This is a genomic window from Halococcus qingdaonensis (assembly GCF_024508235.1).
Lineage (GTDB): Archaea > Halobacteriota > Halobacteria > Halobacteriales > Halococcaceae > Halococcus > Halococcus qingdaonensis.
Genome location: NZ_CP101943.1, coordinates 1,939,845 through 1,961,055 on the forward strand (window position 1 = coordinate 1,939,845; position 21,211 = coordinate 1,961,055).

Consider the following 21,211-nt stretch of genomic DNA (forward strand, 5'->3'; position numbering starts at 1 on the left):
TGCCCTGATCGCAACATCGTGGCGTTCTTGTGGCTTGCTCCCGTACTACTGGTGATGTCGAACCTCGAACTCTACGAACTGGAGGGCTGTCCGTACTGCGCGAAAGTGAAGGACAAACTCGCCGATCTCGATCTCGACTACGAATCGCATATGGTGCCGAGCTCACACGACGAGCGCACCGAGGTCGAGGAGGTCAGCGGCCAGACCGGCGTCCCAGTGCTCGTCGATCCCGAACACGACGTCGACGGCATGAGCGAGTCCGACGACATCGTCGCCTACCTCGACGAGACCTACGGCGACGCAGCGGCCTGAGAACACACTTTTTCGTGTCGATTACCGGCCGATAGCGACGCGTCTCAGTCGAAGTAGCCCTCGTCCTCGAGACCAGCCATGACGTCGTCGACGAGCGGATCGACGTCCTCGTAGGGGAACTCCTGCCGGCCGCCGGCCTGGGTGTTGAGCTCCATCGCGGTGAAGCTCACGTCGCCGGACTCGAAGGTGGTCGACGGCCCGTTCGGCAGCGCCGGCACGAGATCCATCGGACTCGATACGGGGTAGTCGGCGTCCGCGAACCCGTCGTGAAGCTGCTGTCTGATGTCGTCTTTGTCTGACATCGCAGGTGGGGGATGGTGCCGTCGCGGCGTAGCTCTGTGGCCGCTCATACGGTGGAATTTAAGTGACCAGTACCGATATATCGGCGATCGACCATCAAGAGAGCAGCTGTTCCATCAGTTTGGCTTCGGCCTTGCGGAGATGTTCGTCGATGGTCGATCCCGAGAGGTCGAGCACGGTGGCGATATCGGCATGCGTCGTTCGTCGCGGGATCTCGTAGTAGCCGAGATCGAAGGCCGTCTCGATCACCTCGCGCTGGCGGTCGGTGAGTGCGGCCACCAGCAGGCCATCGCTCTCGGCACCGCCCAGTCGATCGACCGAGCAGGCGACCCCCGAGGGCAGGCGCTCCATCGCGCGTTTGATCATCGCGGGCGTCCCGATGACCTGCAGCCGGAGCCCACGATCGGTGATCGCGATCGGCGGATCGACGAGTACCCCCTGTTCGAAGAAACAGCGCTCGAACACGGCGAGCTCGCCCTCGACACGGAGATACAATCCGAACGCGCCACCGTCGTCGTGGATGACGTCGTGGGCGAGCACGTCCGATCGCTCTTCGAGCACGTCGGCGAGGGCGATCTCGTCGCCTTCGAATCGATAACACAGTGCGCTCGTTTCCGTGTTGCTCTGGACGTGGCTCAGCGACTCCCGGCCGACGGCCGGCACGGCAGCGAGCGCGTCGTCGACGGGATGGACGAGCCCCTCGCCCGGCCGGAGCGAGAGGGTGAACTGCCGGACGTGCGCGCGCTCGTCGGTCGATCGCTCCACCGTCAACTGTACGCGCTGGCGTCGGTGAGTTCCTTCCCGACGATCAGCTTCTGGACCTCGGTCGTTCCGTCGGGAATAGTCATGACGCGGGCGTCGCGGTAGTAGCGTTCGAGCCGGTTTTCGGTCTTCAGCCCCTCGCCGCCGAACACCTGGATCGCGTCGTCGGTCACGTCCTTGCAAGTCTCGCTCGTGTAGCCCTTCGCCAGCGAAGACATCAGACGGGCGTCCTCGCTGCCGTCTTCGAGCAGTTCGGCCGCGCGCCGCGAGAGCTGGCGCGAGGTCTCCAAGCCGGCCTTCATGTCGTACAACTTCTCGGTGACGAGTTGGTGCTCGGCGATCGGCTTGCCGAAGGTCTCGCGGTCGGTCGCTCGATCGAGCGCGGCGTCGAACGCCGCCTGCATGATGCCGACGGACATGAACGACATCCCCGTGCGCATGAACGAGAACGTCGCGTTGAGCGGCTTCTGATCGAAGAACAGCTGCGTGACGCTCTCGGGGAACGGGACGATGTCGTTCATCTCGTTGCCCGCCATGATCGCGTTGGAGAACATGTTCGAGAGGCGGTTGCCCTCGGGCACGCGCACGTCGTCGAAGGAGATCCGGGCGTTCGAGACGCCCTTCCAGCCCATCTTGTCGATTTCCCGGGTCTCGAAGCTGTTGTTCGCGCGATCGACCATGAACATGTCCGACGCGCCCGTCGAGTCGTCGTGGGCGACCACGAGCACGCAGTCGGCGTAGTGGGCGTTGCCGACCCACGTCTTCTCGCCATTCAGGACGAACTCGTCGCCGTCCTTTCTCGCGACGGTGTTCGGCCGCGCGGTGTCGCTGCCGCCCTCGGGTTCGGTGACGGCCAGTGCCGCGAGACAGTCGCCGTCTTCGAGTTTCGGGAGCATCGCCTGCCGGGTCTGCTCGGCCGCGAACTGGACGAACAGGGCGGGAAAGGACATCATCACGCCCACGAGCAGGCTCGGCCACGTGTAGCTGATCTCCTCGGCCGCGATCGTGAAGTTCCAGACATCGCCGAAGAAGTTCGGTGCCGTCTCGGGATCGAAGCCGACGCCGAGGTCGTTCAGGTCGCTGACGTAGCCGAGCAGTTCCTCCCGGTCCATCGGACCGTTTCTGTCGGCCTCGTCGACGATCGGGTCGATCGTCTCGTCGAGATACTCCCGGAGATCGTCGCGAAACGCGCGTTGTTCGTCGGTCAGATCCATCTCACTCGGGCACCTGCTCGGAGAGGCTGTTCATGATCGGTGCGAGTTTCGTCCCCTTCTGCACCGGACCGTCCATCTCGTACTGTTGTTGCATGAACCCTTGAATCGGGTCGACGTTACCGGTGATGAGCCCCACCAGCACGTCGGCCGGTCCCGTGATGGTGATGTCGGCGTCGTCGAGCTGGCCCGCCCCGCCCGTGATGAGCTCTTCCTTCTCGCGGACCTTCAGGTGGCCCTCCATCGGACAGTCGTCCGCCTCGAAATTCGTGGTGATGTCCTCGTTGATCTGCTCTTTGACCTCTGGGTTCCGCTCGACCATCACGCGCATGCCCGACCAGAGCAGTTCCTGGAACTGATCGGCCGTCTCGGGGTTTTCGGAGACGAACGAGGCGATATCCATCGCCTCCATGCGCCCGAGAATGCTGGCCATCACTTCCGGATGCTCGCGCACGAGCTCGTCCGTTTGGCCCTCCATGTCGGCGAGAATGGCGAGGAGGTCCGCTTCGAGCTGGTCCTGCTCCTCTTCGAGCGCGGTCTCGATTCGCTGGATGAGTTGCTCGTCGGTCATAGTGGCTCTGTCGGCTCGCGGCCGACCGTATGACCGAAACGGCCGGGAGCCCAATGGGCTTGCTTCGATGGATAACAGGTTCTTTATATACCATCCGACGAGCGGAGCTCGGTGTCAGGTGACGGAGGGATAAATCACCATGTATGACTGTACGAATCGTCAGGTGGACAGCGCACGTCGTCCGTGCATGGAGTGGTTTCCATCGCGCGAGTGGCTCGCTGCGTATCGAGCGGCGCTGAACGACAACGACAGATATCGAGCGGCAAGCGAGGATTGGGGCGTCGATTTCGCCGGCGATTTCGTCTTCGAGATCACGGATGTTCCGACCGAAACCACCGTCGAAAGACTTCCCGAGGAGCTTTCGGGAGAGCTTCGTGAGAACCTCCAGTCGCTTTCCGAAGAACGGGTCGAAACACTACTCGCCGATGCACCGCCAGATCTCGAAGATCGAATGGCAGACCACGATGGCAGCGATCACGAACGGCTCATATCGGCCGTGATAGAGACGCCTGTCGCCGACGCTCCCGCTATCACGTTTCCTGCCCTTCGCGAAGAGTTCCCCGCTGACCTCGACGATTTGTTCGACCAACTGGAGCAGTATCTCTACGAGAAAACTATTCATGCGTATCTCGACCTCTCCGATGGAGAATGCCGCGAAGCCGAAGTCCTCTCCGACCCTGCGGCGCACGATCCAGGTTTCCGGATCGTCGGCCCATATGAGAACTGGAAAGACCTCATTGAGGGCGCGGACGTGATGGAATCCATCTTCTCGGAAGCCCTCGAACTCGACGGCTCGACGACCACGATTCTGCCCTACAGCGAGGCTGCACAGGAGTTGGGCGACACCGCCGCCCGGGTCGACACGCAACACCTATTTTAACCACCGCGTATAGCAGGACCAATCGTCATACTCGCTCTTCCGTTGTATGTTCTCATGGCACAGTCAGCTGCCCCGCCGTACGCTGGCCAGCGAATCGAGACCGGAGACAAGTGGTATCAGCTGTTCCAGAAAGGCGTCGAACTGGGCACGTGGAACGTCGAGAAACTGTTCGACGAGATCGGCTTCGAGCAAGACAGGGAAACGTGGCAGTCGCTCGGCGAGGACGAGCGCAACCAGATTCGCTACCTGCTGTCGGGCTTTCTCGACGGCGAGACCGAGGTCGCCGGCGACGCCGCGACCAATCTCTCGCGAGCGATGGGTGCCGACTGTCTGGCAGGAAATCGACAGAAAGAGATGTTCATGACGATGCTCACGCTGACCGAGCACAAACACACCCAGTTCCTCGACATCTACATGAACGAGGTGATGGACGACCGCGACAACTACACCGAACTCGATCCGCGGCGCGGCACCCGCGTCCCCATCGTCCAGACCACGGGACTGGGTGAGGTGTTCGAACATCAGGGGCTGCTGACTGCGAAGGCCGCACAGACCGACGATCCGGTTGACATCGCCCGGGCCGCGACGAACTACCATCTCAACGTCGAGGGTATCCTCGCGCGGGTCGGTTCGACGGCGATCAGTCGGTTACCCGAGCGGGCGAACCTCCCACTGCTGAACTACGCCTTCAAGTTCATCAGCACCGACGAGGGCCGCCACATCACCCACGGCGTCGAACTGCTGAAGGAGCTTCTCGAAAAGGAGCGCGCCGGCGAACCGTCCTATCAGGGCGTCGAAGCGGGTATCGTCGAGACGCTCTACAAGGACGTCCCATACATGGCCGATTTCGCGTACATGTACACCGAAGCGGTCGGCGACCCGCTCGATCTCGACATCGATGCGACGCTGCTGCGCGGCGGCAACCTCATCGATGGGATGTACAACGAGACTCTCGGCTGTGACATCGACTATCTGGAGGTCATGGATACCGTGAGCGATCGCTACGACGAGATTACCGAGTGGGATCTCGAAAGCCGCCTCGAAGAGCAGGAGCGTCACTACCAGCAAAAGCGTGGCATCACGGCGGACGGGGGTGATGAGTGATGGCGACCGACAACGAACTCCACGAACTCGCCCGCGGGGCATCGTTCACTGCGAGCGACGAGGAAGTCGACGAAGCCATCGCAGAGGCCGCTGCGGAACTCGACGAGAGCGAGGCAGAGATCAGGGACAACGTCGCCTACATCATGGATTCGAGCTTCGAAGAAAAAGGTGTCAGCACCTCCTTCAACGAGATGGTGAGCGGCGCGAGCCTCGACGAGGACGACCGAAGCACGGGCGACCCCCGCCTCGAAGCGCTCGAAATGTACAAGCTCCGCCAGCGCGTGTGAGCCATCGAGTCACCATCGAGTTCGGCGACGAAACCCACGAACTCGACGTGAACGAGAACGAATACGTCCTCGATGCCGGCCTCGACGACGGTCTCGACCTCCCCTGCTCCTGTCGAGAGGGGAATTGCACTACCTGCACCGGAGAACTCTTGACGGGCGAGATCGACCAGAGCGACGGGATGGCCCTCGACAAAGAGGACAGAGAGGCGGGCTACGTGTTGCTCTGCAGTGCGAAGCCACGAAGCGATTGCCGTGTTCGAGCTGGGAACGAGGTTCAGGAGGAGCTGCTCGGACTCGATCTCTTTTGAGAAATTGTCAACATATGTATAGTCCCGGGCGGATTCGAACCGCCGTCAATGGCTTTCTCCCACGAAAGGTCGGGACCATTCGTGTCCAAAGGCCATTATGATTGGCCGCTACACCACGGGACTACGTGGCTCAGTATCTTCTCGCTGCATAATAGCGTTATCCTTCGTTTGGCGGTAGCGGTGCTTCCGCATCACCGGATTCCACACGACGGTAACAACTCCGGCAGAGCGCGATGACCTCGTCCAACGTATGTGCATCCTGTGGACGGTCGAAGTCTCGAACCCGTTTGCGATGATGTACGTCCGGTCTTCGGCCGAGCCGTCCTTCCGTTTTCCAGCAAGTTTGATATCTGTACTCGTCACGTTTCAATGCCTGTTTTCTCGTTCGCCACCACCCTCGTCAGTACTGAAGTGATCTTTACCGACGACGGTTTCCGAGAGCCAGTTACCGTGGCACTGCTGATCGCAGAAGACACCTCTGTCCGTCGTTTCGAGCCTCGATCGAACAACGGACATCTCTGCTCCACAGTACGAACAGTTCGTCGTGATACAAACGGATTCCTCAGTCGGCAGCCCCGCCTTCGGCATCGAGCAGCGCACAGACGTCCTCGTCGGGGGCGAAACAGTCCGGACACTGTGGCTCGCGGTCGATGATCGTGTCGAGTCGCTCGGCGACCGTCTCGTCGATGACGCTTTCGAGCTGGCTGGCTTCGGTACGAAAGTCCTCGACGTCGAGCACTTCGACGAGGAAGCGCTCGATGATGCAGTAGGTCTGGAGCGAGTCACGAGCCCGCTCGATCCCCTCGTCGGTGAGCGTCACGCCTTTGTACTTCTCGTGGTCGGCGAGCCCGCGGTCTTCGAGTTTTCCGATCATCTCGTTGGCACTCGCCGGACTCACGTCGAGCGAATCGGCCAACCGCCCCGTGGCCGCCGGCCCGTTCTCGACCTGCTGGACGAGATAGATCGCCTTCAGATACTGCTCGGCCGTGTTCATATGTGCCACCCCGAGTGGCCGTGGCTCATTCGCGCGCCTCCATCAGACGCGTGACCTCCTCCGCGCCGTCGGCCTCCTCCTCACGGATGGCTGAGAGCGTCTCGACGAGGTGTTCGCGGTCGATACCGAACGTCGCCGAACTCGCTTCGATAGCGGCGATGAGATCGTCATAGAACTTGTAAGCGGTCTCCTCGTTGCACAGTTGATCGTACAGCACACCATCGGTGTCGCGGTCGCGGTCGTAGTGGTCGGCGACGAGCGGCTCGATCTGCTCGAAGGCGATCCGCTCGGCGTCGAGATCGTCGATCAGCGCCGCCAGCCGATCGCGGTGATCGGCCGACTCCTCGGCGGCGTGTTCCAACAGCGCCTCGATCTCGGTGTCGAGATCCGCGCTGACGGAGCGATAATGCTGGTGCGCGCGTGCCTCGACGACCTCTTCGAGCACCATCCCGATCTGGAGCAGTCGGGCGAGCTGGTGGTCCGAGGCCACCGGCTGGCTGACGCTCACGGAGCGCTCCCGCGCGCAGCGTGGTCGAAAACCAATGCCTCGTTCGTGTCCATAGCCTGAGTGGGGAATCCAACCCCTTAAGCGATTACTCCCGCAGGCGCGCCGCCACGAGCTCGTCGAGATCGTCGCGGAACTCCTCGACGGCGATCTCGTCGAGCACCGGCACGAAGAAGCCCTCGACGAGCATGTTCCGCGCCGCCCGCGGCGAGACCCCGCGCGAGGTCATGTAGAACAGGTCCTGCTGATCGACCTGTCCGACCGTTGCAGAGTGGCTCGCCTCGGTGTCGTGGTTGTTGATGATGAGCTTCGGCGAGGCGTCGGCCTCCGATTCGTCGCTCAGCATCAGCGTGTTCTCGCGCTGGTAGGAGTTGGTGTTCCAGGCCGCCGAACCCACGTCCTGAACGCCCTCGTAGACCGAGCGTGCCTCGTCGTCGAGCACGCCCCGCGTCACGAGATCGGCGGTCGTGTGCTCGGCTTCGTGCCACACGCGCGAGGCGACGTCGAAGTGCTGGTCGTCGTGGCCGAAGAAGGCCCCGACGATCTGCGATTCGGCACCTTCGCCGAGCAGTCGCGTCTCGACCGACGATTTGGTGAGTCGCGAGCCGACGTTGCCCTCGATCCAGTCGATCGTGCCGTAGGTGTCTGCGTGGCCACGCTTGAGCGAGTAGGTGTACGTCTCCTGATCGACGTTCTGGAGCGAGCCGTACTGAACGTTCGAGTTCTCGTCGGCGTCGATCTCGACGAGTCCCGAGTAGTAGCGCTCGCCGTCCACGTCCTCGCCCGTGGTCTGGCGTTCGAGGATCGTCACCGAACTCGACTCGCCGGCGACGACCAGCGTGTAGTTGAACAGCGACCGCGAGTTCATCCGCGTCCGGACGGTGACGTCCTCGGCGTCGACGCCGTCGGGGACGTAGACGACCGTGCCGGTCGAGAATAGCGCGGTCGACAGCGCCGTCAGATAGTTCTCCGTCGGATCGACGACCGAGCCGAATTTCTCACGGACGAGCTCCTCGCGCTCGTCGAGCGCCTCGGTGATCGACATGACCTCGACCTCGTCGGGACCGACCTGGTCCTTCTCCTCGGCCGCGTTGAGCGGATCGACGAACCCCGCGAAATCGAGATCGTAGAGGTTCGTCCAGTTACGCCCCGGCGTCCGGATGACGTCGGGCATGTCGAGCTCGTCAAGTGCGTCGAGCGCGTCGAGGCGCGTTTCGAGCAGCCACTCCGGCTCGTCGAGGCTCTCGGATATCTCGCGAACCTGTGCTTCCGTGAGGTTCGCGTGGAGCTGTGCACTCATCGATTACCCGAGGCTCCCTTCCATCTCGAGCTCGATCAGTCGGTTGAGCTCGACGGCGTATTCGATCGGCAGCTCCTCGGTGATTGGCTCGATGAAGCCGGCGACGATCATCTGTTTGGCGTCGTCGTCGTCCAGTCCGCGCGACTGGAGGTAGAAGACGTCCTCGTCGCCGATCTTCCCCACCGTGGCCTCGTGAGCGACGTCGACCTTCGACTCCTCGATCTCCATGTACGGCATCGTATCGGAGGTCGACTCGTTGTCGAACATCAGCGCGTCACACTCCACGGAGGTGCTAGAGTTCTCCGCGCCGTCGGAGATGTGGATCAGACCGCGGTAGTTCGTGCGACCGCCGTCCTTGCTGATCGACTTCGACTCGATCGTCGATTTGGTCCGGGGCGCGTTGTGGTAGACCTTCGCACCGGTGTCGATGTCCTGGCCCTCGCCCGCGAAGGCGATCGTGATGTGGTTGTCGGTCGCACCGCGACCCTTCAGGATCGTCGAGGGGTAGAGCATCGTGGCCTTCGACCCCATCGATCCCGAGATCCACTCCATCGTCCCCTCGGATTCACAGATCGCGCGCTTGGTGTTGAGGTTGTAGGTGTTCTTCGACCAGTTCTGCACCGTCGAATACTGGACGTGGGCGTCCTCGCCGACGAAGACCTCGACACCGCCGGAGTGGAGGTTGAACTTCGAGTACTGCGGTGCGGAACAGCCCTCGATGTAGTGGACCTCCGATCCCTCTTCGGCGATGATGAGCGTGTGCTCGAACTGGCCCATTCCCTCCGAATTCATCCGGAAGTACGCCTGGATCGGCATCTCGACGGTGACGCCCTCGGGGACGTAGACGAACGAGCCACCCGACCAGATCGCACCGTGTAGCGCCGCGAACTTGTTGTCCGACGGCGGCACGCAGCTCGTCATGAAGTGCTCCTTGACGAGCTCGGGATGGTCCTGCACCGCCTTGTCCATGTTGCAGAAGATGACGCCCTTCTCCTCCCAACGCTCCTGCATGTTCTGGTAGACGACCTCCGATTCGTACTGGGCACCGACGCCCGAGAGCGCGTTCTTCTCGGCCTCGGGGATGCCGAGCTTGTCGAAGGTGTCCTGGATCTCCTCCGGCAGCTCGGTCCAGTCGTCGACGCTGCCGCGCATGTCGACGTCCGGGCGGATGTACGGGACGATCTCCTCGACGTCGACCTCGCTCAGATCGGGCTGGCTCGGCCAGTCGGTCGGCATCGGCATCGCGTGGAACTGCCGGAGCGCACGGAGCCGTCGCTCGAGCATCCACTCGGGCTCGTCCTTGTCCTCGGAGATGAGCCGGATGGTCTCCTCGTCCAGCTCACCCTTCTCGGCCGCGAACGCGGCGTTCTGTTCTTTCTTGAACTCGAAGCGCTTCTCCGAGTCGGTCTCTCGTAGGTGGTCTTGGTCTGAACTCATTGTATGGTTCGTAGCAGTTGAAGCCTTATCAGGCTGTCTCGTAGGTTTCCTCGCGAACCCAGTCGTAGCCCTCGTCCTCGAGTTTGCGGGCGAGATCGGCATCGCCGCTCTTGGCGATCTGGCCGTCGAGCATGATGTGGACGTGATCGGGCTCGACGTAATCCAGAATGCGCTGGTAGTGCGTGATCTGGAGGATGCCCGCGCCCTGCTCGTCGCGCAGTGCGTTGATGCCCGTCGAGACGTCCTGCAGGCGGTCGATGTCGAGCCCCGAGTCGATCTCGTCGAGCACCGCGATCGACGGCTCCAAGATTGCGGCCTGGAGCACCTCGTTCTGTTTCTTCTCGCCGCCGGAGAAGCCCGCGTTCAGGTAGCGCTGGGCGAACTCTGCGTCCATGTCCAGCTGCTCCATCTTCTCGGACATGATCTCCTGGAACTCCGCGACGCCGACCTCACCCTCGTCGATGTCACCCTCCATCGGCGAGGTCTCGTAGCCTGCGTCCTCGTCGTCGGCCTCTTCGGCCTCGCCCTCGTCGTCCTCGAACAGCTCCTCGCGCTCGTCGAGCTTGGCGTTGAGCGCCGTGCGCAGGAAGTTCACCATCGTGACGCCCTCGATCTCGGCGGGATACTGGAAACCGAGGAAGACGCCGAGCGCCGCGCGCTCGTTCGGTTCGAGATCGAGCAGGTCCCAGGTACGCATCTCGTCGGGGATCTCGATACCGTCGAATTCGTCCTCGTCGAGATGGATGCGCACCGCACCCCCGGTGACCTCGTAGGCTGGATGCCCCGCGATGACCTTCGCGGTGGTCGATTTGCCCGAGCCGTTCGGCCCCATCAGTGCGTGGATCTCGCCCGACCGGACTTCCAGGTCCACTCCGTCGAGGATCTTCTCGCCGCCCTCTGCGACCTCTGCGTGGAGGTCATCGAGTTCTAAACGTGCCATCGTCCTATCACTCACCCGTTGGCTCGTGACACCCATAATCGTTTCCATTCACCCGTAACGATTTTCGATGAGGGAAAATCATTTTCCCCTGCGCGAAAGAGAACTGTTGTGACCGACGCTCCCGTCGGCTCGATGCGCACCGTCAGCGGGTGCGTCCGTAACCCTTTTTCGCGACGGCGCTGAGCCGGGCGTATGGACCCCGTTGGCGTGCTGACGAGCGTCCGCCGCTTCCAGCTCGCCACACCGGACGGCAACCGAACCAACGGCACCAACGGGAGTTTCGAGCAGGGCTCGCAGGAGGCCGTCGAGACCGCCAGCCAACTCCTCCCAAAATGGGTACCCGAGTGGTGGGTGCGTGCCGTCCTCGCCGTCCTCGTGCTCGCGCTCGCGTGGTACGGCGGCAAACTGCTCGTCAGGCTGATCGGTCGCCGCGTCGCCCGGCGCTTTCGCCGTCCGAGCGTCAGTCAGGCCGTGTTGCGCTCGATACGCGTCGCCGTCATGTTCCTCGCGGTGCTGACGGCGGCGGCGCTCGTCGGCGTCGGACTCGACGACATCCTGCTGTCGGTGACGGTGCTGACGGCGGCGGCCGGTGTCGTCATCGCACCGATCCTCGGGAGCATCATCAGCGGGCTGTTCGTCCTCTCCGATCAGTCCTACGAGATCGGCGATATGATCGAGATCGTCGACGCCGACGACGGCACACGCGGGTTCGTCGAGGAGATCACCTTCCAGTACACCAAGATCTTCACGCTCGACAACACCTTTCTGGTGATCCCCAACGGGACGATCCGTGAACGCGACGTGATCAACTACTCGGCCGAGGATCTCCGGACACGGCTCACGCTCGACGTGCTGGTGCCCTACGAGTGCGATCTCGCCGAGGCACGATCCCGTATCGAACGGGCGGCCCGCGAGGACGACATCGTCATCGGCGGCGGGCCGGACATCCGCATCGGCAGCGCGCGCTATCCGGCCGCACCGACCTGCTACATCGACGAATACGCCGACAACGGCGTCTCGCTGCGGCTTCGGTACTGGGTGAAAGAGCCCTACAAGCTCACGGCAGTGCGCTCGCGCGTCCAAGAGAATATCTGGGAGGCGTTCGAGGCCGCCGACATCGGCTTCCCGTACCCCCATCGACAGGTGGTCTTCGACGAGCCGGACGATGCCGGGATCACGGAGCGACCGCGCTGAGCCACGGATTGCGCTCTCCCTGCCAACTCAGCGGTTAGTCGGCCGACGCGGTGACGACCCGACAATCGAGCTGTTCGCGCAGGAAGTCGGCGACGTCGGGTTCGTCGATGAGTCGATCGACCATCCGCCGCCAGCGGCTGGTCTGTTTGCGGCCGATGACGACGATATCGGCGTCCTCCAGGGCGATCTCGTCGAGGATCGTTTCCTCAACCAGGAATCCCGGTCGGACGGCGTAGCGCGTGTTCGACAGCGGGCCGAAGGCCTCTTCGACGGCGTTTTTCAGCGCCGACTGAGTGACGCGCTTGCTCGAATGATAGAGATCGATATGCAGCACGCTGAGGGCCGCATCGTGTTCGTCGGCGACGTCGATAGCGGTCTTGAGGGTCCGCCGCGAGTGCTCGCTCAGCGGATAGCGAACGGGCACGACGACCAGCGTCATATAACGGAGGAAACCGTCGGAGACGCCTGAACGTTTCCATTTCGGCGCGAGCGCAACCCAGCAGTCACTTGCCGTTCGAGCGCCCAGTCGACCCATGGAGGCGACAATGGTCGACGGGCGGACCCGCTACGTCGACCGCGAGCAAACAGTGCGCGGCTCGAAGGGACCGTTCTTCGTCGTCTACACCGACGAGCACGCCGAGCAGCGATGGGGCTATCTCTGCGGGAACTGCGAGACCGTCGACAACGCGATGGACGCGATGGGCCGTCTCAAATGTAATCGCTGTGCGAACATCAAGAAGCCCGACGAGTGGGACGCAGCCCACGAGTGAATGGCGCTGCCGACGAACGGGATCGCTTCGATCAGTTTTCGATTTGCATTTAGGAGCGTGGGGAAGAAGTATAGGCTAGACAATAAATACTTCCCTCGATCGATCCGATGCACCGGCCACAGTTTGCCGTACAGCAAGGGACCAGACACCGAGGAATACTGTCCGCAGTGCGATGCCGTCCAGTCCGTCGTCAAAACCGTTGCGTGGCAACCGAATCAATGTCGGGAGTGCGGAACCGATCTCCCCGACGACACGGAATCGGAACAGTAATCGGTTCGTTTGTGATGTTTTCTCTGTTTTATGGTATGAAACCGTATCGGATGTTACGTCATTTTTCACTGTTGGCCATCGCTTAGCAACCTTTTTGTTCGTTGACCAGGAATCAGTATTTCGTCATGTTATTACGTGGCACTGTCGTTGCCGATGCACACACCGTCATCCGCGATGGGGCGGTCGTCGTCGAGGACGAACGGATCGCCGCCGTCGGCGATGCGGCGTCGCTAGAGGAGAAATACCCCGATCACGAGACGAGCGACCACGACGTGCTCGCGCCGGGGCTCGTCGGCGGTCACATCCACTCGGTCCAGAGTCTCGGACGGGGGATCGCCGACGACACGGCACTACTGGACTGGCTGTTCGACTACATCCTCCCGATGGAGGCAAACCTCGACGCCGACGGGATGGAGGCGGCCGCCAAACTCGGCTATCTCGAATGCATCGAGAGCGGCACGACCACCTGTATCGACCATCTCTCGGTGGCGCACGCCGACCGTGCCTTCGAGGCAGCCGGCGAGATCGGTATCCGCGGGCGACTCGGGAAGGTGCTCATGGATCAGGAGTCGCCCGACGGACTGCTGGAGGAGACCGATGCCGGCCTCGACGAGAGCGAGCAGCTCATCCAGGAATATCACGGCGCGTTCGACGATCGCATCCGCTATGCGGTGACGCCACGGTTCGCAGTGAGCTGTTCCGAGGACTGTCTCCGCGGCGCGCGCGAGCTCGCCGACAAGTACGACGGGGTGACGATTCACACGCACGCGAGCGAGAACCAGGACGAGATCGAGACCGTCGAGCGCGAGACCGGCTATCGCAACATCCACTGGCTCGACGAAGTCGGACTCACGGGAGAGGACGTCGTGCTCGCCCACTGCGTCCACACCGACGAAACCGAGCGCGAGGTGCTCGCCGAGACCGGCACGCACGTCACCTACTGCCCGTCGTCGAACATGAAACTCGCCTCGGGCATCGCGCCGGTGCCCGACTACCTCGATCGCGGGATCAACGTCGCGCTCGGCAACGACGGCCCGCCGTGTAACAACACGCTCGACCCGTTCACGGAGATGCGCCAGGCCAGCCTGCTCCAGAAGGTCGACGCGCTCGATCCGACGAGCACGCCCGCCGAGACGGTCTTCGAGATGGCGACGATCAACGGGGCCGACGCCGCCGGCTTCGAGCGCGTCGGCAAGCTCGAAGAGGGCTGGAAGGCCGACATCATCGGTCTCTCGACCGATCTCACGCGCGCGACGCCGCTGCACGATGTACTCTCGCATCTCGTCTTCGCGGCGCACGGCGACGACGTCGAGTTCACGATGGTCGACGGCAACGTGCTCTACGAGGACGGCGAGTTCGCGCACGTCGACGCGGCGGCGATCCGCCGGGAAGCACGGAGCGTGGATCTCGACATCGACGCGCTCGCCGCCGAAGCGCCGTGACGACGACGGTCGACACGCTGATCCGCGGCACGCTGGTGAACGTCCATACCGGTGAGCTCGACGAGGGCGCGGTCGCGATCGACGACGGCGAGATCGTCGCGCTCGCCGAGCACCCGGCCGACCGCGAGATCGAGGTCGGCTACGTCGCGCCGGGGTTGATCGACGCCCACATGCACGTCGAATCGTCGATGGTGACACTCCCCCACTACGGCGCGGCGGTCGTCCCGCGCGGCGTGACGGGCGTCGTCTGGGATCCCCACGAGATCGCGAACGTCTGCGGCGCGGCGGGCGTCCGGGCCGCTATCGACGACGCCGAGCACACGCCGCTCAAGGCGCGCATCACCGTCCCGTCGAGCGTTCCCGCATCGGACCTCCAGGACACCGGCGCGAGCCTCGACGCCGACGCGGTCGCCGACCTGCTCGACGCGCCTCGTGTCGTCGCGCTCGGCGAGGTGATGAACGTCCCCGGCGTCGTCGCTGGCGACAAAGCCGTCCACGCGAAGATCGACGCCGCCCGCGAGCGTGGACTCCCTGTCGACGGCCACCTGCCGCGGGTTCGCGGCGACGACCTCCAGGAGGCGGCGCGCCATCTCGACAGCGATCACGAGAGCATCACGCTCGCGGAGGCGCGCGCGAAGGCCGACGTCGGTCTGCGGGTCTATCTCCGTGAGGGGTCGGCGAGCAAGAACCTCGTCGACCTGCTCGATCTCGTCGAGGCGGTCGACGATCGGTGGCTCGGCCTCTGTACCGACGATCGTCACGTGACCGATCTCGTCGAGCACGGCGGGATCGACTTCGCCGTCGCCACGGCGATCGACGAGGGTGTCGATCCCGTCACCGCGATCCGGATGGCGACGATCAACGTCGCCGAGAGCTACGACCTGCCGTTCGGCCGGCTCAAACCCGGTTCGCCGGCCGATCTCGTCCTGCTCGACGAGCTCGATCCGTGGACCCCCACGGACGTGATGATCGACGGTGTGCTCGATCCGACCGCCGACGTCCAGGAACCGCCGTCGTCGTCGATCCCCACCGACACCGTCTCGTTCGAGCCGGTCGAGGCTGCGGAGCTCGCGATCGAAGCCCCGGACGGCGACGGGACGGTCCCGATACGGGCGATCGACGCCGTCGGCGGACTCCAGACCGCACGGCTGGAGACCAGCGTATCTCGGTCGGATGGTGTGCTCCAGCCCGATACGGACGAGGACGTTCTCTCGCTCGCCGTCGTCGAGCGCCACGACGGCGACGGCAGTATCGGTCGCGGCTTCGTCCACAGGCTCGGGCTCGATCGCGGCGCAGTCGCGAGCACCGTCGCCCACGACGCGCACAACGTCGTCGTCGCGGGTGCGTCCCACAGGGCGATGGCGACGGTCGCGAACCGGCTCCGCGAAATCGAGGGCGGTGTCGCCGTCCACGATCCGGCCTCCGGGGAGACGACCGCGCTTTCGCTGCCGGTGGCGGGACTGATGTCCGACGATCCGCTCGACGTCGTCGCCGAGGAGTTCGGCGCGGTCGAGGCGGCAGCCCGGACGATCGGGCTCGATCACGACGGCGGTCTGATGGAGCTGTCCTTCCTCTCGCTCGAAGTGATCCCCGAGCTCCGACTCACCAACAACGGGCTCGTCGACGTCGCGACGATGGAGTACGTCGACACCGTCCGCGATCGGTAGCACTGTTCGGACGTTCGAAAAGTGGAGAGGTTCTGAATGGCGAGGCGTTCGTCGTCGCTTTCGTCGCCCGAGTCGTGGCTGCTCGGTCGAACAGGGCGAGAGGGTTACATCGCGCCCTGGAGCATCCCGCTGGTGCGGACGAAGAAGTAGACGACGAACGCGGCGGCGATCAGCCACTGGCCGATGCTGATGTCCTCGAACTCGCCGACGGCGGTCTTCGTGATCGGGTAGGAGATCAGGCCGGCGGCGATCCCGTAGGCGATCGAGTAGGTGAGCGGCATGACGAGGATCGTCAGCCCGGCCGGGATCGCGTGGGCGATATTGTCCCATTCGATGTCGACGACGTTTCTGAGCATCAGTAGCGCAACGACGACCAGCGCGATGTGCGAGGCGTACTGCGGGATCACGGCCGCGAACGGGACGATCACGAGCGCGACGAGGAACAGCGCGGCGATCACCAGCGCCGTCATCCCCGTCCGTCCGCCCTCCTCGACACCGGTGGCGGATTCGACGAACGTCGTCACCGTCGAGGAGCCGATCATCCCGCCGGCCGTGGTGCCGACCGCGTCGGCCATCAGCGGCTTGTCGATGTCCGGGAAGTTGCCGTCCTCGTCGAGGAAGCCGCCGGCCTGGCCGACGCCGACGAGCGTCCCCGCGGTGTCGAAGAAGTCGACGAAGAAGAACGTGAACACGATGAGCGAGAACACGAACGCGTCGACGTTGGCGAACCCGCTGAGGAAGGCACCGATCAGCGGCGTGATGTCGTACTGGGCGCTCGGCAGCGTCGCGGGGAACAGGACGCCGGGATCGACGAACCCGGCGACGGTCGCAAGGTAGCCGAGCACCGTCGTGAGGACGATGCCGACGACGATCGAGCCGCGAATTCCGCGCGCGTACAGCGCGAGCGTGACGAACAGCCCGAACACCGCGAGCAGTGCGACGGGGTTCGACGCGACCGAGCCGAGCGTCACGAGCGTCGCCGGGTCGGCGACGACGACCTCCATCGCCTGGAGCCCGATGATCGCGAGATAGAAGCCGATCCCGGTGCCGATGGCGTACTTCACCGGGGCGGGGAACAGTCTGATCACGTACGAGCGCGCGCCGATGGCCGTCAGCAGGATGAAGATCACACCCTCGGTGAACACCGCCGCCAGCGCGGTCTGCCACGGAACCCCGATCGTGCCGATGACCGTCAGCGCGAAGAAGGCGTTCAGCCCGAGCCCGGGCGCAAGCCCGAACGGACGGTTGGCGTAGAGCGCCATCACCAGCAGCGCGATCACCGACGCGACGATCGTCACGACCGTCAGCATCTGTTGGACCTCAACCGGGGTGTAGCCCTGCATCACGATTCCGGGCTTGCCCTCACTGGGTATGCCGGCCAGTATCGCCGGGTTGACGACGATGATGTACGACATCGCGAGGAAGGTCGTGACCCCCGCAACGATCTCCGTTCGGAGATCGGTGCCGTGCTCGTCGAAGCCGAAGTAGCTCGCGAGCGCGGTCGTTACCAACCCACCCTCGCTCTCTCCACTCGCAGACTGCTTGTTACCACCTGCCATAATATGTTCCCATACTACCTACCGGCTTAATTGTTGGGGTCGTTCGTGAGTAATGATGTAATATAATTGAATATTGCCGCATATCGCCGCAGTCGGCCAGATATACGGCCTCAATACTGTGTATTTAATTATTAAGAATACAAACGATATCGTCACGAACCTTTTGGATAATAAACGTCTAGGCACAACAGTTATGTGTATCGAAACCACACCACAGCCAGACGTCTCACGGCGGGAGCGCCCCGCTGAACGGCGATAAACAACCTAAACGACCATGACAGTAGAAATCGACCTCACGCTCAACGGTGAGGAACGGACCTTCGAGGCCGAGCGGTCGGATTCGCTGCTCGACGTCCTCAGGAAGAACGGGTACACCGGCGCGAAACGCGGCTGTGACACGGGTAACTGCGGCTTCTGCACCGTCACCGTCGACGGTGAATCGACGATGTCCTGTATCGAACCGGTCGCGACGATCGACGGGGCGACCGTCGAGACGATCGAGAGTCTCGGCAGCCAGGACGATCTCCACCCGGTGCAGTCGGCGTTCGTCGACAACGCCGCACTCCAGTGTGGGTTCTGCATCCCTGGGATGATCATGCGCTCGCAGAACTTCTTGGAGGAGAACCCCGATCCCGACAGGGAGGAGATCCGCGCGGCGCTCTCTGACAACCTCTGTCGCTGCACCGGCTACGAGAAGATCCTCGACGCCGTCGAGGACGCGGCCGAGCGGATGGACGGCGACACCGCGGTCGCCGCCGACGGTGGCCAGCCCGTCGACGATGTATCCTGTTCGGGCTGTGGCTGTGGGGTGAACGATGAGTAAACCCGACGACGCCGGCAGCAGCGAACGCCAGCACACCGCCGCGGCCGAGAGCGAGCACCCGATGGAGGTCGAGGAAGCGCCGAACAACCGCAAGCCAGCGAGCGATCGCCAGACGATTGCCGAGCGCGAGGAGAAAGACGACGCGCGCAAGATCGTCACCGGCGAGTCGAAATACACCGCCGACTACGCCCAGCATTTCCCCGATCTCGCCGCGGGCTCGGTGCTGCGCTCGGACATCGCACACGGGCGCGTGACCGATATCGACACGAGCGCCGCCGAGGAGATGGAGGGCGTCTACGCCGTCGTCACGCCCGACTCGGAAGAGGTACCCGACAAACCGTACACCTCCTCCGGCCAGCCCTACCCCGAGCCGAGCCCGTGGGACCTGCACGTGCTCCGGCGGGAGGTCAACTACGTCGGCGATCCGATCGCGGCGGTCGCTGCCGTCGACGGCGACACCGCCGACCGGGCGACGCGCGCGATCGAGGTCAGCTACGAGGAAGAGGAAGGTGTCTTCGACACCGCTGCGGCGACCAACCCCGACGCGCCGCAGATTCACGATCCTGACAACATCGAGAACAAGCAGCCCGGCGCGGACTACGAGCGCAACATCGAATCGCACATCGAGGGCGAGATCGGCGATGTGGCGGCGTCGTTCGAGGCCGCAGCCGACAGCGACGACCGGATCGTGACCGAAACGGAGTGGGAGCTTCCCTACCAGTCACACTGCGTCCCCGAACCACACACGACGATCGCCCACCGCGATGAGGACGATCGCTATCACCTCATCACGAGCACGCAGGTGCCCTACCACACGCGCCGCCAGCTCTCGCATCTGTTCGACGTGCCGATCAGGGACATCCGTGTGAGCAAACCCCGCATCGGTGCCGGCTTCGGTGCAAAGCAGTCGATGCTGATCGAGCCGATCACGGTCGCGCTGATGGAGGCCGCTGGCCGGCCGGTGAAGCTCGAAACGACTCGCCGCGAACAGTTCTACGCGCTGCGCTCGCGCCGGCCCGCCCGCGTGCGCATGCGCAGCGTCGTCACCGACGAGGGCGACGTCGAGGCGCTCGATCTGTCGACGGTGACGAACTCCGGGGCGTACGGGCCACACGGGATGACGGTCGGCAGCTCGGTCGGCTCGAAGCCGCTGCCGCTGTACACGCACGCGCCGAACATCCGCTTCTCGGCGACGGCGGTCCACACGAACCTCCCTGTCGCGGGCGCGATCCGCGGCTATGGCGCGCCACAGGGTCACTTCGCCCTCGAAGGCCACATGGACGAGGTCGCCCACGAGCTCGACATGGATCCCCTGGAGCTTCGCGCGCGCAACCGCATCGAGGAGGGCGACATCGACGACGCCTCCGGCGTGCTCTCGGGCGGCGAGCACACCCGCCGGATCCGCTCGTGCGGGCTCGACGAATGTATCGAGCGCGGGAAAGAGGCGATCGGTTGGGACGACGTCGAACAGCCCGACGAGGAGCATCTCCACCGGGCCTGTGGCGTCGCACTCACCGCACAGAAAAGCGGTGTCGCCGGCGACGAGCTCGGTGCCGCACACATCAAGATGAACGAGGACGGCTCGTTCATCCTTCAAACTGGGGCCGTCGATATCGGTCCCGGCGCGGACACCGCGATGGCCCAGATCGCCGGCGAGGTGCTCGGAGCACCGCCCGAGGACGTTCTCGTCCAGGCGTCGGACACGGACATCTCACCGTTCGACTACGGTGCCTACGCCTCCTCGACGACGTACGTCACCGGTCAGGCGGTCAAGAAAGCCGCCGAGAAGGCACGCACGCAGCTGTTGACGTTCGCCGCGAAGCTGCTCGACGAGCCTCCGGAGACGCTCGAAGCGCGCGATGGCGCGGTCCACGCCGAGCGCACCGGCGAGTCAGTCACGCTCGAAGAGGTCGGCTACGGCTCGATCTACGGCGACGACGAGCGCGCGCAGGTGATGGGTGAGGCGAGCCACAGCACCGACGAATCGCCGCCGCCGTTCGGCGCACAGTTCGTCGACGTCACCGTCGACGATCGCACCGGCGAGTTCGAGATCCACGATCTCGTCTACGCCGTCGACTGTGGCGTCGCGATCAACCCGGACCTCGTCGAAGGTCAGATCGAGGGCGCGCTGCACATGAGCTACGAGCTCGCCGTCTCCTCGGGCTACTCGTTCGACGAGGACGGCACGCCCGAAACCCTCGGTTTCCGTGACTACGGGATGCCGACGGCCGACGACCAGCCGCCGATCGAGTCGATCATCGTCGAGACCCACGAGCCGACGGGGCCGTTCGGCGCGAAATCCGTCGCCGAGATCCCGGTCAACGGCGTGCCGCCGGCGCTGAGCAACGCCATCCGCAACGCCGTCGACGTTCGTGTCAGCGACCTGCCGATCACCGCCGAGAAGATCGCGGCGAAGCTCGACACGGCGGACGAGGCCGCCGACTGAACAGCCGCCGACAGCGCCGAACGCAGTTCTCGCGACTTTTTTTCTCTGCGCAGCAGTGAGGGTGAAGCGAACTTCCGATATTCATCCGACGAACGACCGAACCGTTTTCCGTCCCTGCCGTTCCGACAT

At 63.8% G+C, this 21,211-nt stretch carries 22 protein-coding genes and 1 tRNA gene; 11 read left to right on the top strand and 12 right to left on the bottom strand.

Annotated elements, in window-relative coordinates:
* Positions 1 to 54: 54 nt before the first annotated feature.
* On the top strand, positions 55 to 312 hold the full coding sequence (locus tag NO363_RS09995; RefSeq protein WP_256684804.1) for a glutathione S-transferase N-terminal domain-containing protein: 258 nt from the start codon (positions 55 to 57) through the stop codon (positions 310 to 312).
* A 44-nt stretch (positions 313 to 356) separates the two neighbouring features.
* Here the strand turns inward: NO363_RS09995 and NO363_RS10000 are convergent, their stop codons facing one another.
* From NO363_RS10000 to NO363_RS10015, 4 genes are all read right to left on the bottom strand, one after another.
* Positions 357 to 614: an MTH865 family protein gene (locus NO363_RS10000; RefSeq protein WP_256684805.1), complete on the bottom strand. Its 258-nt coding sequence runs from the start codon at positions 612 to 614 to the stop codon at positions 357 to 359.
* 94 nt (positions 615 to 708) lie between these two features.
* Complete coding sequence (locus NO363_RS10005; RefSeq protein WP_256684806.1) at positions 709 to 1,377, bottom strand: helix-turn-helix domain-containing protein; 669 nt, start codon at positions 1,375 to 1,377, stop codon at positions 709 to 711.
* 2 nt (positions 1,378 to 1,379) lie between these two features.
* Positions 1,380 to 2,588, bottom strand: coding sequence for an acyl-CoA dehydrogenase family protein (locus NO363_RS10010; protein ID WP_256684808.1), 1,209 nt, complete (start codon positions 2,586 to 2,588; stop codon positions 1,380 to 1,382).
* Position 2,589: 1 nt separating this feature from the next.
* On the bottom strand, positions 2,590 to 3,156 hold the full coding sequence (locus tag NO363_RS10015; RefSeq protein WP_256684810.1) for an SCP2 sterol-binding domain-containing protein: 567 nt from the start codon (positions 3,154 to 3,156) through the stop codon (positions 2,590 to 2,592).
* Positions 3,157 to 3,607: 451 nt separating this feature from the next.
* Here NO363_RS10015 and NO363_RS10020 point away from each other — a divergent pair, with 451 nt between their 5' ends.
* Genes NO363_RS10020 through NO363_RS10035 form a run of 4 tightly spaced genes read left to right on the top strand, consistent with a single transcriptional unit; the run spans position 3,608 to position 5,735 of the window.
* Positions 3,608 to 4,036 carry an SCP2 sterol-binding domain-containing protein gene (locus NO363_RS10020; protein WP_256684811.1) on the top strand — a complete coding sequence of 143 codons (429 nt, stop codon included), beginning with the start codon at positions 3,608 to 3,610 and terminating at the stop codon, positions 4,034 to 4,036.
* A 54-nt stretch (positions 4,037 to 4,090) separates the two neighbouring features.
* Positions 4,091 to 5,140 (top strand): ferritin family protein, encoded by a 1,050-nt coding sequence (locus NO363_RS10025; RefSeq protein WP_256684813.1) that lies wholly within the window; start codon positions 4,091 to 4,093, stop codon positions 5,138 to 5,140.
* A complete protein-coding gene (locus NO363_RS10030; protein WP_256684814.1) occupies positions 5,140 to 5,427 on the top strand; it encodes a hypothetical protein in 288 nt (95 codons plus the stop codon). Before NO363_RS10025 ends, NO363_RS10030 begins: the two co-directional genes overlap by 1 nt.
* The gene (locus NO363_RS10035; protein WP_256684815.1) at positions 5,424 to 5,735 is read left to right on the top strand and encodes a 2Fe-2S iron-sulfur cluster-binding protein; all 312 of its coding nucleotides are present in this window, start codon (positions 5,424 to 5,426) and stop codon (positions 5,733 to 5,735) included. The genes NO363_RS10030 and NO363_RS10035 overlap by 4 nt, the downstream gene beginning before the upstream one ends.
* 19 nt (positions 5,736 to 5,754) lie before the next feature.
* Here NO363_RS10035 and NO363_RS10040 read toward each other — a convergent pair.
* The 6 genes from NO363_RS10040 to NO363_RS10065 form a co-directional block, all read right to left on the bottom strand.
* A tRNA-Gln gene (locus tag NO363_RS10040) sits at positions 5,755 to 5,858 on the bottom strand.
* A 439-nt stretch (positions 5,859 to 6,297) separates the two neighbouring features.
* Positions 6,298 to 6,729, bottom strand: coding sequence for a metal-dependent transcriptional regulator (locus tag NO363_RS10045; RefSeq protein ID WP_256684816.1), 432 nt, complete (start codon positions 6,727 to 6,729; stop codon positions 6,298 to 6,300).
* Between the two features lie 25 nt (positions 6,730 to 6,754).
* Positions 6,755 to 7,237: a ferritin-like domain-containing protein gene (locus NO363_RS10050; protein ID WP_256684817.1), complete on the bottom strand. Its 483-nt coding sequence runs from the start codon at positions 7,235 to 7,237 to the stop codon at positions 6,755 to 6,757.
* An 85-nt stretch (positions 7,238 to 7,322) separates the two neighbouring features.
* The gene (gene sufD, locus NO363_RS10055; RefSeq protein WP_256684818.1) at positions 7,323 to 8,534 is read right to left on the bottom strand and encodes a Fe-S cluster assembly protein SufD; all 1,212 of its coding nucleotides are present in this window, start codon (positions 8,532 to 8,534) and stop codon (positions 7,323 to 7,325) included.
* A gap of 3 nt (positions 8,535 to 8,537) precedes the next feature.
* Positions 8,538 to 9,971 (bottom strand): Fe-S cluster assembly protein SufB, encoded by a 1,434-nt coding sequence (gene sufB / locus NO363_RS10060; RefSeq protein WP_256684819.1) that lies wholly within the window; start codon positions 9,969 to 9,971, stop codon positions 8,538 to 8,540.
* A gap of 28 nt (positions 9,972 to 9,999) precedes the next feature.
* Positions 10,000 to 10,911, bottom strand: a complete 912-nt coding sequence (locus NO363_RS10065) for an ABC transporter ATP-binding protein (RefSeq protein ID WP_256684820.1) — start codon at positions 10,909 to 10,911, stop codon at positions 10,000 to 10,002.
* Between the two features lie 192 nt (positions 10,912 to 11,103).
* On the opposite strand from NO363_RS10065, the gene NO363_RS10070 reads away from it, so the two are divergent.
* Complete coding sequence (locus tag NO363_RS10070; protein WP_256684822.1) at positions 11,104 to 12,105, top strand: mechanosensitive ion channel family protein; 1,002 nt, start codon at positions 11,104 to 11,106, stop codon at positions 12,103 to 12,105.
* A 34-nt stretch (positions 12,106 to 12,139) separates the two neighbouring features.
* On the opposite strand, the gene NO363_RS10075 is transcribed toward NO363_RS10070, so the two are convergent.
* Entirely contained in the window at positions 12,140 to 12,544 is a 405-nt protein-coding gene (locus NO363_RS10075) for a universal stress protein (RefSeq protein WP_004051197.1), read from the bottom strand.
* Between the two features lie 94 nt (positions 12,545 to 12,638).
* Between NO363_RS10075 and NO363_RS10080 the strand changes: the two genes are divergently transcribed.
* From NO363_RS10080 to ade, 3 genes are all read left to right on the top strand, one after another.
* Entirely contained in the window at positions 12,639 to 12,875 is a 237-nt protein-coding gene (locus NO363_RS10080) for a DUF5816 domain-containing protein (RefSeq protein ID WP_256684826.1), read from the top strand.
* A gap of 395 nt (positions 12,876 to 13,270) precedes the next feature.
* On the top strand, positions 13,271 to 14,587 hold the full coding sequence (locus NO363_RS10085) for a 5'-deoxyadenosine deaminase (RefSeq protein ID WP_256684827.1): 1,317 nt from the start codon (positions 13,271 to 13,273) through the stop codon (positions 14,585 to 14,587).
* Positions 14,584 to 16,254 carry an adenine deaminase gene (gene ade / locus NO363_RS10090; protein WP_256684829.1) on the top strand — a complete coding sequence of 557 codons (1,671 nt, stop codon included), beginning with the start codon at positions 14,584 to 14,586 and terminating at the stop codon, positions 16,252 to 16,254. Before NO363_RS10085 ends, ade begins: the two co-directional genes overlap by 4 nt.
* Before the next feature lie 104 nt (positions 16,255 to 16,358).
* On the opposite strand, the gene NO363_RS10095 is transcribed toward ade, so the two are convergent.
* Complete coding sequence (locus NO363_RS10095; protein ID WP_256684831.1) at positions 16,359 to 17,813, bottom strand: NCS2 family permease; 1,455 nt, start codon at positions 17,811 to 17,813, stop codon at positions 16,359 to 16,361.
* Between the two features lie 274 nt (positions 17,814 to 18,087).
* Here NO363_RS10095 and NO363_RS10100 point away from each other — a divergent pair, with 274 nt between their 5' ends.
* The gene (locus tag NO363_RS10100) at positions 18,088 to 18,636 is read left to right on the top strand and encodes a (2Fe-2S)-binding protein (RefSeq protein ID WP_256684832.1); all 549 of its coding nucleotides are present in this window, start codon (positions 18,088 to 18,090) and stop codon (positions 18,634 to 18,636) included.
* Entirely contained in the window at positions 18,629 to 21,082 is a 2,454-nt protein-coding gene (locus tag NO363_RS10105; RefSeq protein ID WP_256684834.1) for a xanthine dehydrogenase family protein molybdopterin-binding subunit, read from the top strand. Before NO363_RS10100 ends, NO363_RS10105 begins: the two co-directional genes overlap by 8 nt.
* Positions 21,083 to 21,211 lie beyond the last annotated feature (129 nt).